The 15,493-nt window shown below is 41.5% G+C and carries 19 protein-coding genes and 2 riboswitches; of the genes, 1 reads left to right on the top strand and 18 read right to left on the bottom strand.

Annotated elements, in window-relative coordinates:
• Positions 1–4 precede the first annotated feature (4 nt).
• The 11 genes from resA to PFZ69_RS00625 all read right to left on the bottom strand — a co-directional run bounded on the left by resA (position 5) and on the right by PFZ69_RS00625 (position 7,912).
• Positions 5–532, bottom strand: coding sequence for a thiol-disulfide oxidoreductase ResA (gene resA / locus PFZ69_RS00575; protein WP_270179104.1), 528 nt, complete (start codon positions 530–532; stop codon positions 5–7).
• A gap of 69 nt (positions 533–601) precedes the next feature.
• Positions 602–1,336, bottom strand: a complete 735-nt coding sequence (locus PFZ69_RS00580) for a pseudouridine synthase (protein WP_270179105.1) — start codon at positions 1,334–1,336, stop codon at positions 602–604.
• A gap of 571 nt (positions 1,337–1,907) precedes the next feature.
• Complete coding sequence (locus PFZ69_RS00585) at positions 1,908–2,426, bottom strand: spore maturation protein (RefSeq protein ID WP_270180573.1); 519 nt, start codon at positions 2,424–2,426, stop codon at positions 1,908–1,910.
• A gap of 12 nt (positions 2,427–2,438) precedes the next feature.
• Positions 2,439–3,011 carry a nucleoside recognition domain-containing protein gene (locus tag PFZ69_RS00590; RefSeq protein ID WP_270179106.1) on the bottom strand — a complete coding sequence of 191 codons (573 nt, stop codon included), beginning with the start codon at positions 3,009–3,011 and terminating at the stop codon, positions 2,439–2,441.
• A complete protein-coding gene (locus PFZ69_RS00595; RefSeq protein WP_270179107.1) occupies positions 3,004–4,164 on the bottom strand; it encodes a D-alanyl-D-alanine carboxypeptidase family protein in 1,161 nt (386 codons plus the stop codon). Before PFZ69_RS00595 ends, PFZ69_RS00590 begins: the two co-directional genes overlap by 8 nt.
• Before the next feature lie 65 nt (positions 4,165–4,229).
• Positions 4,230–4,766 (bottom strand): isoprenylcysteine carboxyl methyltransferase family protein, encoded by a 537-nt coding sequence (locus PFZ69_RS00600; RefSeq protein WP_333489718.1) that lies wholly within the window; start codon positions 4,764–4,766, stop codon positions 4,230–4,232.
• Positions 4,763–5,857, bottom strand: a complete 1,095-nt coding sequence (locus tag PFZ69_RS00605; protein WP_270179108.1) for a type III polyketide synthase — start codon at positions 5,855–5,857, stop codon at positions 4,763–4,765. Before PFZ69_RS00605 ends, PFZ69_RS00600 begins: the two co-directional genes overlap by 4 nt.
• 110 nt (positions 5,858–5,967) lie before the next feature.
• On the bottom strand, positions 5,968–6,303 hold the full coding sequence (locus tag PFZ69_RS00610) for a hypothetical protein (RefSeq protein WP_270179109.1): 336 nt from the start codon (positions 6,301–6,303) through the stop codon (positions 5,968–5,970).
• Between the two features lie 24 nt (positions 6,304–6,327).
• Complete coding sequence (gene scpB / locus PFZ69_RS00615) at positions 6,328–6,906, bottom strand: SMC-Scp complex subunit ScpB (RefSeq protein WP_270179110.1); 579 nt, start codon at positions 6,904–6,906, stop codon at positions 6,328–6,330.
• Positions 6,906–7,652: a segregation/condensation protein A gene (locus PFZ69_RS00620; RefSeq protein WP_270179111.1), complete on the bottom strand. Its 747-nt coding sequence runs from the start codon at positions 7,650–7,652 to the stop codon at positions 6,906–6,908. The genes scpB and PFZ69_RS00620 overlap by 1 nt, the downstream gene beginning before the upstream one ends.
• 107 nt (positions 7,653–7,759) lie before the next feature.
• A complete protein-coding gene (locus PFZ69_RS00625; RefSeq protein ID WP_270179112.1) occupies positions 7,760–7,912 on the bottom strand; it encodes a hypothetical protein in 153 nt (50 codons plus the stop codon).
• A 132-nt stretch (positions 7,913–8,044) separates the two neighbouring features.
• Between PFZ69_RS00625 and PFZ69_RS00630 the strand changes: the two genes are divergently transcribed.
• Positions 8,045–8,572 carry a DUF309 domain-containing protein gene (locus PFZ69_RS00630; RefSeq protein ID WP_270179113.1) on the top strand — a complete coding sequence of 176 codons (528 nt, stop codon included), beginning with the start codon at positions 8,045–8,047 and terminating at the stop codon, positions 8,570–8,572.
• 328 nt (positions 8,573–8,900) lie between these two features.
• Here PFZ69_RS00630 and PFZ69_RS00635 read toward each other — a convergent pair whose 3' ends face one another.
• From PFZ69_RS00635 to lysA, 7 genes are all read right to left on the bottom strand, one after another.
• On the bottom strand, positions 8,901–9,272 hold the full coding sequence (locus PFZ69_RS00635) for a GNAT family N-acetyltransferase (protein ID WP_270180575.1): 372 nt from the start codon (positions 9,270–9,272) through the stop codon (positions 8,901–8,903).
• Positions 9,273–9,497: 225 nt separating this feature from the next.
• The gene (ribH, locus tag PFZ69_RS00640) at positions 9,498–9,968 is read right to left on the bottom strand and encodes a 6,7-dimethyl-8-ribityllumazine synthase (RefSeq protein WP_270180576.1); all 471 of its coding nucleotides are present in this window, start codon (positions 9,966–9,968) and stop codon (positions 9,498–9,500) included.
• Between the two features lie 34 nt (positions 9,969–10,002).
• Positions 10,003–11,196, bottom strand: coding sequence for a bifunctional 3,4-dihydroxy-2-butanone-4-phosphate synthase/GTP cyclohydrolase II (locus tag PFZ69_RS00645; RefSeq protein ID WP_270179114.1), 1,194 nt, complete (start codon positions 11,194–11,196; stop codon positions 10,003–10,005).
• A gap of 21 nt (positions 11,197–11,217) precedes the next feature.
• Complete coding sequence (gene ribE, locus PFZ69_RS00650; protein ID WP_270179115.1) at positions 11,218–11,868, bottom strand: riboflavin synthase; 651 nt, start codon at positions 11,866–11,868, stop codon at positions 11,218–11,220.
• Positions 11,849–12,949 carry a bifunctional diaminohydroxyphosphoribosylaminopyrimidine deaminase/5-amino-6-(5-phosphoribosylamino)uracil reductase RibD gene (ribD, locus tag PFZ69_RS00655; protein WP_442865070.1) on the bottom strand — a complete coding sequence of 367 codons (1,101 nt, stop codon included), beginning with the start codon at positions 12,947–12,949 and terminating at the stop codon, positions 11,849–11,851. The genes ribE and ribD overlap by 20 nt, the downstream gene beginning before the upstream one ends.
• A 131-nt stretch (positions 12,950–13,080) precedes the next feature.
• Positions 13,081–13,237: riboswitch (FMN riboswitch) on the bottom strand.
• A 73-nt stretch (positions 13,238–13,310) separates the two neighbouring features.
• Positions 13,311–13,745: a peptidylprolyl isomerase gene (locus PFZ69_RS00660; RefSeq protein WP_270179117.1), complete on the bottom strand. Its 435-nt coding sequence runs from the start codon at positions 13,743–13,745 to the stop codon at positions 13,311–13,313.
• A gap of 91 nt (positions 13,746–13,836) precedes the next feature.
• Entirely contained in the window at positions 13,837–15,159 is a 1,323-nt protein-coding gene (gene lysA, locus PFZ69_RS00665; RefSeq protein ID WP_270179118.1) for a diaminopimelate decarboxylase, read from the bottom strand.
• A 104-nt stretch (positions 15,160–15,263) separates the two neighbouring features.
• Positions 15,264–15,447: riboswitch (Lysine riboswitch) on the bottom strand.
• Positions 15,448–15,493: the final 46 nt, after the last annotated feature.

Below are 15,493 nucleotides of genomic sequence, written 5' to 3' on the forward strand. Positions count from 1 at the left end.
CCCGTTACGGTTGGATTCGCTTCATATACTCATCGATCACTTCTTCAGATAAACTGGCTTCTGTCTTCTGTATCACTTTACCGTCTTTATCGATTAAGAATGTAACCGGAATTGGTCCAACCCCATAATGATTTGTTACGTCGTTTCCTTTATCAAGAAGTACTGGAAAACTAAGCTTATAGCGATCAACAAAACTCTTTGCAGTAAGCTTCGGTTCTGAAACATTCACTGCCAGAATTTCTACTCCTTTTTCCTTGTATTCTTTATACTTCTTGTCCATCGCTGGCATTTCATCTTTACATGGCTCACAGTACGTTGCCCAGAAATTCAGGAAAACCCCTTTTCCTCTATAATCCTTCAACTCCACTTCATTTCCTTCTAAATCAGAAAGAATAAAGTTAGGAGCTTGATCGCCCGCTTGAACGACACCGCTATCATTCGCGAAAAAGTTCGTATAGAACGTATATCCGACTGCTAGTAATACAGCAGCCAGAATCACCGTTCGGACAACGAGCCGGTTTTTTTTCTTCATTTCACACCAACTCCAATCAAACAAAACAATACTACTTTTACTATAACGTGCTGTCTGGAATACGAATGACTATTTTTTTGACTTTTGTGTGACAGCCTCGTTACGAAGCTGCTTGACCTCGTATGGTTTAAGCTCACGGTATTCCCCAGAATTAAGCCCAGTTAATTCTAAAAAGCCATATCTTTCGCGCTTTAGCTTCTGAACAGGGAATCCTAACGCTTCAAACATTCTTCTCACCTGGCGATTTTTACCTTCATGAATCGTGATTTCTACGATTGATTTTTGTTTTTGCTTATCGATCGATAGAATTCTCGCTTGTGATTTAGAGGTTTTCCCATCTTCAAGATGTACACCGTTCTGTAGCTTTTGAATAACCTCTTTTGTGACGATTCCTTTCACTTTTACCACGTAGACTTTGTCGATTTTGTAACTTGGATGCATAAGCTTATTTGCAAAGTCTCCATCATTTGTTAAGAGTAGCGCACCTGAAGTGTCATAATCCAACCTGCCAACAGGGAAAACACGCTGCTCGATATGATGAAAATAATCCGTAACGGCTTTTCTTCCTTTGTCGTCTTCTACTGTAGAAATGACTCCAGTTGGTTTATAAAACAAAAAATAAACCGGCTGTTCACGATACACCGGAATTCCGTCCACTTCTATTTTGTCACTGTCTTTTACTTTCGTTCCTAGCTCTGTAACAAGCTTTCCGTTCACCTTCACTCTGCCTTCTTCAATCAATGTTTCTGCTTTTCGTCTAGATGTAACTCCAGCTTGTGCGATTACCTTCTGTAAACGTTCCATATCATTCACCTCACTAAAACATCATACTCTTGTGTTAACGAAACCTCAAGTACAGATTCATTCTATCATTCATTATAGGCAATTCGCATCTTAACCAACCATTTAAAATGCAAAAAGAGTCTCTTGATGAAAGAGACTCACAAACTGTCGAGAAAGCTTTAAGAGCTATTTACCATGAATAATGTGAGATTTCCGCTACAGGATGCTCGCTTTCCGCGGGGCGGGCGGTGAGCTTCCTCGTCGCTTACGCTCCTGTGGGATCTCACCTGTCCCGCGGATCCCGCAGGAGTCGAGCATCCTTCCGCTCCAATCCGCGTAAGGATGTTCAAATTCATAGAAAAAATAACCTGATGTGGCACCACACCAATAAATAATGGCATATAAGATTGGAAAGTACTAGTTGATATAAATGTAAACTAGTAGGAGTGACATCTCTCCCATGTTCTAACGTGCGCTGGAAGCTCGGACTATTTTGCAGGAGACCCTGACGTTCGTCCACAGGAAAGCAAGATGTGTTCCATTGCGTTTAGGATCCACAATATCCTAAAGGTATGTTTTGTTTAAGAGACTCTTAACCAAAGACGATCGTGACAAAAACGATTGCTGCGATGATTCCGACTAAGTCTGCAAGCAACCCTACTTTTAAGGCATTCCCCATTCGTTTTATTCCAACTGCACCAAAGTAAACGGTAAGGATGTATAGGGTTGTATCAGTACTTCCTTGCATCGTCGACGCTAACCTCCCAATAAATGAATCTGGTCCGTATGTTCTTATGATGTCTGTCGTCATCGCTAGAGCACCTGTCCCAGAAATCGGGCGAATGAGAGCTAGAGGGACGATTTCTGTTGGAACGCCGATCATATCGAGGGGAGCTTTTAACATGTCGCTCACAAACGCCATGGCGCCAGACGCTCTAAAAACTGAGATTGCAACCATCATTCCGATTAGATAAGGGACGATGGAGATCGCAATCGAAAGCCCTTCTTTCCCACCTTCTACAAATGATTCGTAAGTAGGGACTCTTTTTAACGTTCCATAAACAAGAACAAACGCAATTAATATAGGGATAATCCAGATCGAGATATTCAGATCATCTCCCCCTTATCTCCTATTGAACATGCGATCGATGATAATTGCGCCTATCGTTGAACAAACGGTAGCCGCAATTGTCGTTCCTATTATTTCGGCAGGTGATATGGAGCCATACTTCATTCGAATCGCTATTACACTAGTAGGAATCAATGTAAGACTAGAAGTATTTAAGGCTAGTAACGTTACCATCGATCGAGAAGCGCTATCTCTCATGTGATTTAATTTCTTAAGCTCTTCCATCGCTTTGATGCCCATAGGTGTTGCAGCATTTCCAAGTCCGAACATGTTTGCGATCATATTCGATAAGATATAGCCCATAGCTGGGTGATCTGGAGGAACTTCCGGAAATAGCTTCGAAACGATCGGTTTGAAAACGTTCGATAAACTCACTAAGAGGCCAGCGTTTTGTGCGATCCTCATTAGCCCGAGCCAGAAAACCAGGACGCTTAACAATCCGATACAAACAGCTACAGCTTCTTCCGCACCGCTAAAAATGGCTTTGTTCACTTCTTCCATAGTGCCGTTAAACATCGCATAAAGAATACTAAGCACGAAAAGGCCCACCCATATCAAGTTAACCATATAGATCACGCTTAATATCTAGTGAAAACAGCTTCTTAAAGAAACCCCAAAACCCTTTGCTTTCCGTTTCACTTTCGTATGTTAGAGGTGCTTTGACGATTACTTTGTCATCTAAGCTTATTTTATAAATACCAACTGGATCTTGAAATGATTCAGGGTCATCCCAAGATTTCTTCTCTGGTGGTTTTGCCAGTCGGATACTTGATTCGATTTCTTTCCTCTCGTTCTTAGTCAATGGATAAACTAGATCACGGTGTAATTTAACCTTTCCTTTATACGGTTCCTTTTTCACTTCATCAAGGAAACCTTTTTCTGCTAATGTAGTGAGTTCATAATTCTGATAACCCCAGTTAAACATTCCGATATGATCGTTCCAATCGGATGGTGCATCGAGCGTAACCGCTATTAACGACATACCATCGCGCTCAGCCGTGGAAACGAGCGTCCGTTTCGCTCTTTTCGTATACCCCGTCTTCCCTCCTGTCGAGTCGCTATAGAGACCCGTTACTAACTTATTTTTGTTTCTCCAAACGTAATCCCAGCTTTCATTTTCATTCGGTGCTCTATGAACTTCTGTACTCGATATGATTCGATACATTTCATTGTTCATGGCATATTGGGTAAGAAGCGCCATATCATAAGCAGTTGAATAGTGCTCTTCATGGTCATCAAGGCCATGCGGATTGGCAAAGACTGTCTTCGTCATTCCGATTTCTTCTGCCTTGTAATTCATCAATCGCACAAACCCTTCAAGGCTCCCTCCCACTTCCTCAGCAATCGCCACAGCTGCATCGTTTCCAGAACGCAGCATCAATCCATATACAAGGTTCTCGAGGGATATTTTCTCTCCAGGTTTTAAATAAAGTGAAGACCCTTCTGTGCCTGATGCACGGGAACTAACCTCTACGTTCTCATTCATCTTTCCAGACTCTATCGCTAATATCGCAGTCATAATCTTGGTGATACTTGCAATCCTTCTCTGTGTATAGGCATCTTTCTCGTATAATATCCGTCCTGTATCTTGTTCCATTAATATTGCACTACGCGCTGACACGCTCACGCCTTTTGCAAAAACATTCTCAGGGATCAAAAGGAACAATAAGGTGATGATTAGTATAACGATGCTTACTTTCGAACGTAATAACTTGTTCATGACTTCCACGTCCCCTGACTCCGTATTTGTACAAGTCTATGAACGACAGAACGTGGATATGATTATCATTTATTATTTGAACGTCCGAAATCCGTGGCTTTCCTTAATGCAATTTCCTCAGCTGGTATCCTTATTTTAAGGAGTAAGAAGGCATTTAAAACTGTGAATAACAACGCTGTTATATAGGATGAAAAGATAAGGGGCAATGCGATGATTTCAATCACAACAATAAGATAATTTGGATGTCTAATAAACTTGTATGGTCCCTTTGTAACAACATTTGCGTCTGGAAGTACAATGATCTTAGTATTCCAAAATCTCCCTAGACTTTTTATCGTCCAAACTCTAAGTAATTGAGTGATGATAAAGATCGTGAGCATGACTGTCCACACAGAAGAAAGCTGAAACCCTCTTATCGCTCCCTCAACAAAAAACGCCGCTAGAAAAGCAACATGAAGCATAACGATGAATTTGTAGTGCTCCTTCCCAGCTTCGAAGGCTCCCTTATCTTTCATCCATCTTTCATTCCTCTTTGCAACCATCAGCTCTGCAAGCCGCTGCCCAACAATCAATAGAAAGAAAACAGTAAACACAATCGTCATGCCGTACGCACTTCCTCCCACTCCAATAGTAGTAATTCAGAACAAAAGCCTGGCCCCAATGCTGCCATCAACCCTGTCGCTCCAACTGTACATTCTTCACGTAAAAACAAATCTAATACGAAGATGACGGTTACTGAGCTCATGTTTCCAAATTCTCTTAATACGGACCTTGAATTAGCTGTTTTGGACCGGTCCATGCCTAAGGCCTCTTCATAAGCAGCTAAAACTTTCGTTCCTCCTGGATGCGCGATAAAATAATCGATGTTTTCAACATTGTTTAATGTAAGGAACTCTTTCACGTTCGGCTCAAGCCACTTAGAAACGATAGATGGGATCGATTTTGAAAAAACGACGTGCAATCCTTGATTACTCACATCCCACCCCATCACGTCTTCAGAGTCCTTCATCAATGTAGAGTATGTTGTACGGATTACTGGTAGACAAGCTAATTTCGATCGTTTTAGAAGTGGAGAGTTATTCCCACATAGAAGTACACATGAGGTACCGTCTGCAAAAAGGGCTGTTCCAATCAAGTTACTTTTTGAATAGTCACCATGCTGAAACGTTAAACTACAAAGTTCCACGTTCACGACGATGACGGTCTCTTCTGGGTGAGCTAGACAGTAATCATGCGCTCTTGATAATCCCGCAGCACCACCTGCACATCCCAATCCCCATATCGGTATTCGTTTTGTATGAGAAGAAAAAGGAAGAACGTTCATCAATCTAGCTTCAATACTTGGAGTCGAAATCCCAGTGGTAGAAATGAAGAAAATAGCATCTACCTCACTACAGTCCACCTTCGATTCAAGGTAATACGAGTTTTCTAAACAGTCTAGGATCGCCTTAGAGGCATAATCAACAGAAAGGGTGATATACTTTTCATTCTTCTCCTCAAAAGTAGGCCCTCCCTTATACCACTCCACAGGCATCGCAAAATACCTCGAGTCGATCTCCGCGCTTTGAAAAGCAGGTAAGAGCCTGTCTATATCTTTAAAATGACTTCCAAACTGATCTCTTGCAAATGTTATTGCTTCATCTTGACCTAAACGATTGGGAGGAAGGTGTCTTCCTATCGATAGAATCATCATACCGACTCCTTCAACGATCTTTTCGTTTATTTTGAGATTTATTGGTAGTTATTATTCTAAAAAGTTACACAAAAATGAGGTGCTCATCATTGAGCACCTCATTTGTCTTATCACTTCTGTTTTATACGATTTAGCGAAGATTGTATCCCTTCTAAATCACTACTTTTTATGACATCGATGAACTCATCGGCATCACTAATATAAAGTCGCTTTCGTTCTGGGTATCGCTCAAAAAAGCAAAGTGCGATCTTTTCTTTTAAAAAGGATTCTCCTCCTAAAATTTCTTCTTCGATCACTTTGCTCTCAAATACAGTTGGGTACAAGACTGAGAAATTCTTTTCAGCTCCATTTGATTCATATGTAACCGTCATCCTCGAAAAAGCATCCTCTGGTGAATTTGAACGTTCCTTCTCTAACTCTCCACCTACAATTTGTTTAATTTGCATAGATACCCCCTCCGATTCATATGGTCAGTCAGGAATTTCTTGAAACTTCTCGAAAAATAAATCTGCTTCATCATCTTCTCCCTGATCTTCCCCATCTGGTAATGGTGGAAGGTCTTCAATCGCGCTCAAACCAAAATGAAACAGAAACTCTCTTGTCGTCCCATAAAGAATTGCCCTACCTGTCTTTTCAGCTCGGCCAACTTCTTTAATCAGAAGTTTGCTCATTAACGTTTGAAGAGGCTTATCGGTCTTTACCCCCCGTATTTCCTCTACCTCTACTCTTGTGATCGGCTGCTTATATGCGATGATAGCTAGCGTTTCAAGTGCTGCTTGCGATATGGATTGGTTCTTAGGATCCTCAACCATTTTTTCAATGTAAGAAGCATTCTTTGAGTTCGTGGTTAGCTGATAGCTTCCTCCAAGAAAAACGATTTGAAAACCTCTTTCCTTCTCAATATATTCTTCCTGCAATTCGTTTATTGCTTCTAACACATTCTTTTCATCAATCGAAATCGTTTCAGATAAGCTCTTCAGATCGATTCCTTCGTCTCCTACTACAAACAGGAGACTTTCGATGATACTTTTTATTTCTTCGTTCGACACTACATTGCCTTCCTTTCACACTCAAAAATCATAATTTCACCGAAGTTTCCTTCTTGTTCACAGCTCACAGACCTTGTTTTCATAAGTTCTAATATCGCTAGAAACGTAACGATCATAGGACCCTTTTCCTGTTCGGTAAATAGATCCGTAAATCGCTTTCGTTTTCCACCTTTCAGCTGCTCCTTGATCTCGCTCATTCGGTCCTCTATTGGGATCTCTTCGGTTTTAATCGTCGTTCTTTTAGGCTTTTTCTCTTTCACTCTTCGCGACATTTTTTGAAAAGCTGCAAGCATATCATAAAGCGTAACATCTCCGATCGATGTGTTTGAATCTTCGCGGCTATATTCAGTCATATCAGCTGGTGGACGAGTATATAATAAGCTTCGACTGCTTTCTTTTTTCTTTAACTCATCTGCAGCTTCTTTATATTTCCGGTATTCGACAAGTCGCTGAACCAGCTCATCACGGGGATCTTCATCAAGTTCTGCATCTTCTTCAAAAAGCTCTTCTTCTCGTTGGGGTAAAAGCATTTTGCTTTTAATAGCGAGAAGAGTTGCGGCCATTACAAGATATTCACTCGCAATGTCGAGCTCTAGTTCTTGCATCGTATGTATATATGTTAAATATTGATCAGTGATTTCTGAAACGGGTATGTCATAAATATCTACTTCATACTTATTGATCAAATGTAACAATAAATCTAAGGGACCTTCGAAAGCATCCACCTTAACATTATAGTGTTTCATAAATTCATCTTCCTTTTATATACCATCTAATAAACCGATTATATCACACTGAATCCGTGTACCGGCTTAGGAAAATACAAATAAAGACCGGGCGAATGCCCGATCTATCATTGCTTTTGTTGACCGAGGACTGAGCTGATCATCGTTGAAACATCCTCTGTATTTCCTTTTTTGGGCTGGCGATTTTGGTACACACTGTACAATGCAGCCCCAACACTAACCGCTGTTAATAAAGGCATCATATTGCTTCTCTTGCCCATAATGGCCACTCCCGATTTCGTTTTAGTTCAATAAGATGAACCGGTCTTATTATGCTACATGTCCAGGTATCCCATTCACTTTTAAAGTGCTTTCATCATGTGCTAAACTACAAGGGAATTGGAGGAAATGACATGTATCCAAAAGCTTATATTGATTATTTAGTGCATTTTCACGGCTTGCGAGATTATTTTGAATGCCACGAAATATTAGAAGAACACTGGAAAGAAGATCCTCGTGGTGAGCGAAAACCCCACTGGGTCGGTCTTATTCAAATTGCGGTCGGTTTATATCATCATCGAAGGGGAAACGTTGCCGGAGCTAAACGCATGCTCACAAATGCAAAGAAAATTGCTTTAGAGGAAAGAAAAGCTCTCGAACAGCTTTCACTAGAAGTAGATGCCCTTATCGTTAAGCTGACAAAACAGATCGAACTCATTGAAAAAAACGCACCATACGAAAGTATAGACCTCCCGATAACAAGTCCAAAACTTCTCGAGCTTTGTGATGCACGCTGTACGGAAGTAGGCTGTGTATATGGATCTCCAAGTGATTTAACGAACGAATATATCGTCCATAAACACACGAAACGAGATCGAACAGAGGTACTCGAAGAACGAGATCAACAAATCCAAATTCGTAAAGAAAAAAGGAACGGCTGAGCCGTTCCTTTTTAGCTTGTGGAGAAACCTATGTCCTTAATCGGTGCTCCCGATGCCGTAGTCGATTGCACGCTTTCCGGGGACGAACGTCCAAGCCCGAGGTGAAGCCCACACCCCGGTCTCGGCCGCCCGTACGACCGCAGGAGTCCGCGAACGTCTCTCCTACTTGATAAGAATAAATCCAAAACGAACAGTCCGTCCCAATGGTTTAACAGTCGAATTTGGAGCTTCTGACCAACACTTTCTCAACATCAGGAGCCTGACTACTTTCATCGCAATACCAAGACTTTTTCGCCACTCTAAAAGGAACGGCTCCGCCGTTCCTTTTTTAATTAGATATATTGATATTTCCCTCAAGATGACATCTCTCAAAGAATGTTCCTGTAAACTCATTCCCTTTAATATCAACATCATCAGTTAGGATCTCACATAGAGCCTCAACCATTTGTTTACCGATTCCCTGGTGACGGTGAGAAGGGTTGACACTAATGTCTTTTAGTTCAACTTCGGTATCACTGATCCACTCAATACCCAATAGTCCGATGATATCCTCATCTTTCCACAGATAGAGCTGTCTTGAGTCCATATCTTCATAATCTTTGATGGACTGCTGAAGCTTCTTTATTTCTTTTTCATTTGGCATAAAGCTCAAAAGTCCCATTGCGATCTTTTCATGAGCTTTTTTATATCGAATTAACATCATTATCCCTCATTAAAGAAATTCTTGGCGTTCTGTTTATTACCATATTCAATCATACGATGAAGTGTTCATACAAGTCTTCGCACAAGCGCAAAGAGCATGATTACAGCGATCAGTACACACATACGGATCAGCCACTTCTCTTGTTTTTTACCCTTCACTTGCATGACTCCCTTGTCGGATTGTTAAACATCACCACAATCATAGCCAAAAATCTCCTATTAATCAACTTTCAAATGATTTTGATAAATTCGCCATCTCAATCGCAGCTGCAGCAGCTTCCCAACCTTTGTTACCAGCTTTCGTTCCTGCACGCTCTACAGCTTGTTCGATCGTGTTGGTAGTCAACACTCCAAAGATGACTGGCACGCCGCTCTGAAGCGTTAAATTTGAAACGCCTTTTGCAACTTCACTACAAACATAGTCGAAGTGAGGCGTTGCACCTCTGATCACCGTTCCAAGGGTGATCACAGCATCATACCGACCTGTATCGACCATCTTCTTAGCAGCAAATGGTATTTCAAATGCTCCGGGAACCCACGCTACATCGATATCATTTTCTGAAATGCCGTGTCTTTTTAGGGCATCCTCAGCTCCACCAAGCAACTTGCTCGTAATAAATTCGTTAAATCTTCCTACTACAATACCTACTTTTAAACCAGATGCAACTAAATTACCTTCATATAAATGACCCATCATTAATATCCTCCCTGTTTGGTTTATTTTTGTTTTAGAAGTGCAGCATATGTCCAAGCTTACTATGCTTTGTTTTCAAATATCGTTCGTTCTCCATCCTCGATGCCATCTGAAGTGGAACACGATCTTGGACTTCGAGACCATATCCTTTTAAGCCTGCGATTTTTCGCGGATTGTTCGTTAGTAGCTTCATGTTAGAGATCCCTAAATCACGAAGTATCTGAGCACCGATCCCATAATCTCTCAAGTCTGGTTTGAAGCCGAGCTTCTCATTGGCTTCTACTGTGTCATACCCTTCTTCTTGAAGCTTGTACGCCTTCATTTTATTGAGAAGTCCTATTCCTCTTCCCTCTTGGCGCATATAGAGTAACACGCCATGCCCTTCTTTCTCGATCTGAGAGAGCGCAGCATGTAATTGCGGACCGCAATCACAGCGAAATGAGCCGAACACGTCACCTGTTAAACATTCCGAGTGCACTCTTACTAAGGTAGCTTCATCAGGAAGAATCTCGCCTTTTACAAGTGCAACATGTTCTTTTTGGTCCAAAATATTGGAATAGCCGATTGCTCGAAATGAGCCGTATTCAGTAGGCATTTCTATCTCAACTTCTCGCTTGATGAGATTATCTTTACGATTTCGATAGTGAATCAGATCTTTGATCGTAATCATTTTCATATCGTGTTCTTTTGATAACTTGGCTAAATCCGGCACACGTGCCATCTCACCATTCTCTTTAATGATTTCGCAAATCACCCCTGCAGGTTCTGATCCTGCTAGCTTTGCAAGGTCGATCGCCGCTTCAGTATGCCCTGCACGTCTTAATACCCCGCCATCCTTTGCCACTAATGGGAAAATATGACCAGGTCGATTAAAGTCTGAAGGTTTAGATTGATCATCAATTAACGCTTTTATAGTTGCAGCTCTTTCCGATGCAGAAATACCAGTCGTTGTACTTACATGATCAACGCTTACTGTAAATGCAGTGCCATGAGAGTCTGTATTATGATCCACCATCGGATTCAGCTGTAGCTTTTTTGCCCTATCTTCTGTGATGGGTGTACAAACAAGCCCTCGTCCAACTGTAATCATAAAATTAATCGTTTCAGGTGTGACCTTATCTGCTAAAGCGATAAAATCCCCTTCGTTTTCACGGTCCTCATCATCACAAACGATTACCATTTTTCCTTGCATTAGATCATAAATCGCTTCTTCAATCGTATGAAACATACCAATCCCTCCCTCTTCCGTCTACTTAAATCCGTGATCTTTGAAGAAATCATGATTAAGCGTGTTGTATTCGTTTTTATCTTGACTTTTATTAAGGTACTTGAGTATATATTTCCCAAGCATATCGCATTCAATATTGACCGTATCGCCGACACGCTTATTGCCTAATACGGTAGCATCTACAGTATGGGGAATAAGAGAGATCGTTAATGTATCATCCGTTAGTTTAAACACAGTTAAACTTGTCCCATCTACGGAAACAGAACCCTTTTCAACAAAATAGTTCATAAGGTCTGCAGAAAGCTTTATATCATAGTACAACGCATTATCAACTTGTTCGATCTTCACGATTTCTCCAATACCATCTACATGACCCGACACAAAGTGACCACCGAACCTTCCGTTTGCGGCCATTGCTCGTTCTAAATTCACATCGTCGTTTGGACGAAGTTCTCTTAATCCTGTTGCACGAAACGTTTCAGGCATAATGTCTACAGAAAAGAAAGAATTTGTGAAGGTAGTAACTGTCAAACATACGCCATTTATCGATATGCTGTCACCCAAATGAACGTCTTCGAGAACTTTTGAAGCGCGAATGTCCATTACGATCGACTCACCCGATTGATGTACACTTTGTACTTTACCTATTTCTTCAACGATACCTGTAAACATCACTGCACCTCCGCTTCGATATGATCTTAATGTCGTCCCCTATTTGTTCAACGCTCTCGATCGTAAGTTCCAGTGTATCTTGCATTGTGGCAATTCCATTTCCTTCAAACGATGTCGGTGCACCTGTACCACCGATCAGCTTAGGGGCTACGTACGTGATCACTTTTTGAAAAGCTCCCGCTTCCAAAAAACTACCGTTGATCGTAGGTCCACCTTCTACAAAAACAGATGTGACTCCACGATCACCTAGCATATGCAATACATCATCAATTGAAATAGAGTCACCTTCCACTGCAAGGACAGTTACGTGCTGAGAGAACATTCTTTTTGTTTCATTTTTAGCCTTTTTAGTCGTAATAATCCAAGTTTCCACAGAGTCATCTTGTAAAACAACAGCATCAGAAGGAAGCCTTAACGTTCGATCGAGAATAACTCTTATAGGACTTATCCCTTCACCATACCTTGTTGTAAGAGAGGGATCGTCCTTCTCCACGGTTCCGACACCTACGAGTATCGCATCGTGTTGATGACGTTCTGCATGAACATCTTGCCTCGCTTCGCTTCCAGTAATCCATTTGCTATCTCCTGTTTTAGTGGCTACTTTACCATCTAATGAAACTGCCGATTTTAGTGTCACATAAGGACGGTTCGTCTCTATGTAGTGAAAGAACACGTCATTTAGAGAGTACGCTTCTTCTTCAAGTAAGCCTACATGAACGGTTATACCAGCGTCCTTCAACCGCTCTATCCCTCTTCCTCCTACGAGAGGATTTGGATCTTGCATTGCTACATACACCTCTGTGATACCAGCATCTATTAATGCATTAGCACACGGTGGGGTTTTTCCATGGTGACTACAAGGTTCTAACGTCACATAAGCAGTTGCTCCCTTTGCTTTTTCGCCTGCCATTCTAAGTGCATAAACCTCAGCATGTGGCTCACCTGCTTTTAAATGGGCACCCATTCCAACTATTCTTCCTTCACTGACGATAACAGCCCCTACCGCTGGATTTGGAGCTGTTTGACCCACCGTATTTCTCGCGAGTTCAATCGCCATCTTCATATAATCTTTGTTATTCACATGTATCATCTCCTAACGAATCAATTGGGGTTAAGAGATAAAAAAAGCCTCCCGATTAGATAGGGAGGCTTTAAAAAGAGTATACCAAATAAGCCTTTTGAACGTACTTCTTCAAAAGGATCGGCAAACTTTTACTCCTTCTCCCATCCAGACTATACTGTCGGTCCTGGTCTTTCACCAGATCCACCGTTTACAACAAGCAAACGGGTCACGGACTTAGTTGATTACTCAATAGAGTGATCAAGCATTACCGCCGGTTGGGAATCTCACCCTACCCCGAAGGAAAGTTCTATACAATTGTCAATGTTATTGCTTTAAGGAAAGTGGTTAAACTCCTTACAACAACCTTAAAGTCTGAAACTTACTCTTCCCAGACTTTCACTTCTTTCATAACATCACCTTGCTTGATGCGAAGAACAGTATCCATTCCTTCTGTTACTTGACCGAATACTGTATGAACACCATCAAGGTGAGGCTGTGGTTCATGTACTAGGAAGAACTGACTACCGCCAGTGTTCTTACCAGCATGAGCCATAGAAAGGGATCCAGCTACATGTTTATGAGGATTACCTTCTGTTTCACAATCGATTGTATAGCCAGGGCCGCCCATACCAGTGCCTGTTGGGTCTCCACCTTGTGCAACGAATCCAGGAATGACACGGTGGAAGTTAACACCGTTATAGAAGCCTTCATTTGCTAGTTTTTCAAAGTTAGCTACAGTGTTTGGCGCTTCTTCTGGGAAGAATTCAATTTGAATTACTTCGCCATTTTCAAATGCGATTGAACCTTTTTTCATTAAAAATATCCTCCTGCGTAAACAATTTGCTTAAAAGCTCTTTCATTATAGCATAAGAGATGCATTTACCATATGAATTAACTTTAGGAAACTATTTTGATATAACCATTTTTTTTAAAGGTCTGTCATATTGAATTAAATCTTCATATGATTCTCTTTCAACTACAAGGCTTGATTCCCCATCTTCTACAAAAACAACAGCTGGCTTTGGTAGTCGATTGTAATTATTCGCCATCGAATACCCATATGCTCCGGTGGAAAAGACAATCATCACGTCCCCTGCGATCGCGCGCTGAAGCTGACAGTCCCAAATCAACATATCACCGGATTCGCAGCACTTTCCTGCGATTGAATACAGGTGATCTTTCGGTTCATTCATTCGATTTACGATCGATGCCTCATACTTTGCGTTATATAAAGCAGGACGAAGATTGTCACTCATCCCCCCATCAACAGCAAGGTAATTCCTTAGTTCCGGAACATTTTTATGAGAGCCAACTGTGTATAATGTAGACCCAGCTTCACCGACAAGAGAGCGGCCAGGTTCAATCCAGATTTCTGGCATCGACATGTTGCTATGCTCGATTTGCTTTTTTACAGCATCCGTCATGGCATCGATGTAGTTCTGAGGAGAGATCGGTTGATCTTCGTGGTTGTATCGAATACCAAACCCGCCACCTAAATTCAGCACCCGGGGCTCATACCCAAACGCTTCATTCCAGCGATGGAGGTAACTATAGATCTTGTCGATCGCCATCACAAATCCTGTCGTTTCAAATATTTGAGATCCGATATGGCAATGAAGGCCAAGCAGGTGAATGTTACTCATTTTTAACGCCGTATCGATCGCTTGCTCTACTTGACCACTCTGTAAATCGAATCCAAACTTTGAATCTTCTTGACCCGTAAGAATATAGTCATGTGTGTGTGCTTCGATCCCAGGCGTTATTCTTAAGAGCACATTCGTTGAAACCTCTTCTTCTGCTGCTAGCTGTTCGAGTAACGAAAGCTCATAAAAGTTATCGACCACCAAACAACCAATCCCAGCTTTTAGAGCCATCCTTATTTCTCTTTCGCTTTTATTGTTACCATGAAAGTGAATCCGGTCGACTGGAAACCCTGCTTGTAAAGCCGTATATAATTCTCCTCCAGAGACAACATCAAGACTCAACCCTTCTTCTTCCGCTAGTTGAATCATCGCAATACAAGAGAATGCTTTACTCGCATACGCAACCTGATAGTTTAATTGCTTTTTCTCGAAAGCCTCTTTAAAGGCTCTTGCTTTCTCTCGAATCAGTGCTACATCATAGACGTACAATGCTGTGCCGTACGTTTTCGCTAGTTCAAACGTATCGACCCCTCCGATTGTATAGTGACCGTTTTCTGAAATTTCTGCTGTGCCAAATAAGTGCACGATATTCTCCCCTCTCGCTTTATTCAGTAAGCGAGCTCCCACTACATAAAAAAACAAACAGCCAACTTATAGATACATTGGCTGTTTTGCTCCGTATCCCCACGAGTTGGATTAGCTCACCACTGCAGTATAGATAACAGTGACAGTCTGCAGCTTATTCAACTACAGCCCAGCAGAAAAAGGATGGACCTTCTTCCACTTCGGCAATTCGACCTTTCAGATACCATCATCGCAACCCATTATATGCTCAGATATCGTACTCATTCTCATTGCGCCTCTATCCCCATTACATTCAATGAGGTCTATTCTATTAAAAATTAAATTATCACACTTT

It is taken from the genome of Alkalihalobacillus sp. CinArs1, from assembly GCF_947387515.1.
In the GTDB taxonomy this organism is placed as follows: Bacteria; Bacillota; Bacilli; order Bacillales; family Guptibacillaceae; genus Guptibacillus.

Bases quoted from the DNA above. Each gene is read 5' to 3' on its own strand.
- PFZ69_RS00645 (WP_270179114.1), bottom strand. From the start codon at position 11,196: ATGTTTCATACGATTGAAGAAGCGATTTATGATCTAATGCAAGGAAAA.
- PFZ69_RS00630 (WP_270179113.1), top strand. From the start codon at position 8,045: ATGTATCCAAAAGCTTATATTGATTATTTAGTGCATTTTCACGGCTTG.
- PFZ69_RS00620 (WP_270179111.1), bottom strand. From the start codon at position 7,652: ATGAAACACTATAATGTTAAGGTGGATGCTTTCGAAGGTCCCTTAGAT.
- PFZ69_RS00590 (WP_270179106.1), bottom strand. From the start codon at position 3,011: ATGGTTAACTTGATATGGGTGGGCCTTTTCGTGCTTAGTATTCTTTAT.
- PFZ69_RS00595 (WP_270179107.1), bottom strand. From the start codon at position 4,164: ATGAACAAGTTATTACGTTCGAAAGTAAGCATCGTTATACTAATCATC.
- PFZ69_RS00625 (WP_270179112.1), bottom strand. From the start codon at position 7,912: ATGGGCAAGAGAAGCAATATGATGCCTTTATTAACAGCGGTTAGTGTT.
- PFZ69_RS00600 (WP_333489718.1), bottom strand. From the start codon at position 4,766: ATGACGATTGTGTTTACTGTTTTCTTTCTATTGATTGTTGGGCAGCGG.
- PFZ69_RS00660 (WP_270179117.1), bottom strand. From the start codon at position 13,745: ATGAAAAAAGGTTCAATCGCATTTGAAAATGGCGAAGTAATTCAAATT.
- ribE (WP_270179115.1), bottom strand. From the start codon at position 11,868: ATGTTTACAGGTATCGTTGAAGAAATAGGTAAAGTACAAAGTGTACAT.
- ribH (WP_270180576.1), bottom strand. From the start codon at position 9,968: ATGGGTCATTTATATGAAGGTAATTTAGTTGCATCTGGTTTAAAAGTA.
- PFZ69_RS00605 (WP_270179108.1), bottom strand. From the start codon at position 5,857: ATGATGATTCTATCGATAGGAAGACACCTTCCTCCCAATCGTTTAGGT.
- PFZ69_RS00610 (WP_270179109.1), bottom strand. From the start codon at position 6,303: ATGCAAATTAAACAAATTGTAGGTGGAGAGTTAGAGAAGGAACGTTCA.
- PFZ69_RS00635 (WP_270180575.1), bottom strand. From the start codon at position 9,272: ATGTTAATTCGATATAAAAAAGCTCATGAAAAGATCGCAATGGGACTT.
- PFZ69_RS00580 (WP_270179105.1), bottom strand. From the start codon at position 1,336: ATGGAACGTTTACAGAAGGTAATCGCACAAGCTGGAGTTACATCTAGA.
- resA (WP_270179104.1), bottom strand. From the start codon at position 532: ATGAAGAAAAAAAACCGGCTCGTTGTCCGAACGGTGATTCTGGCTGCT.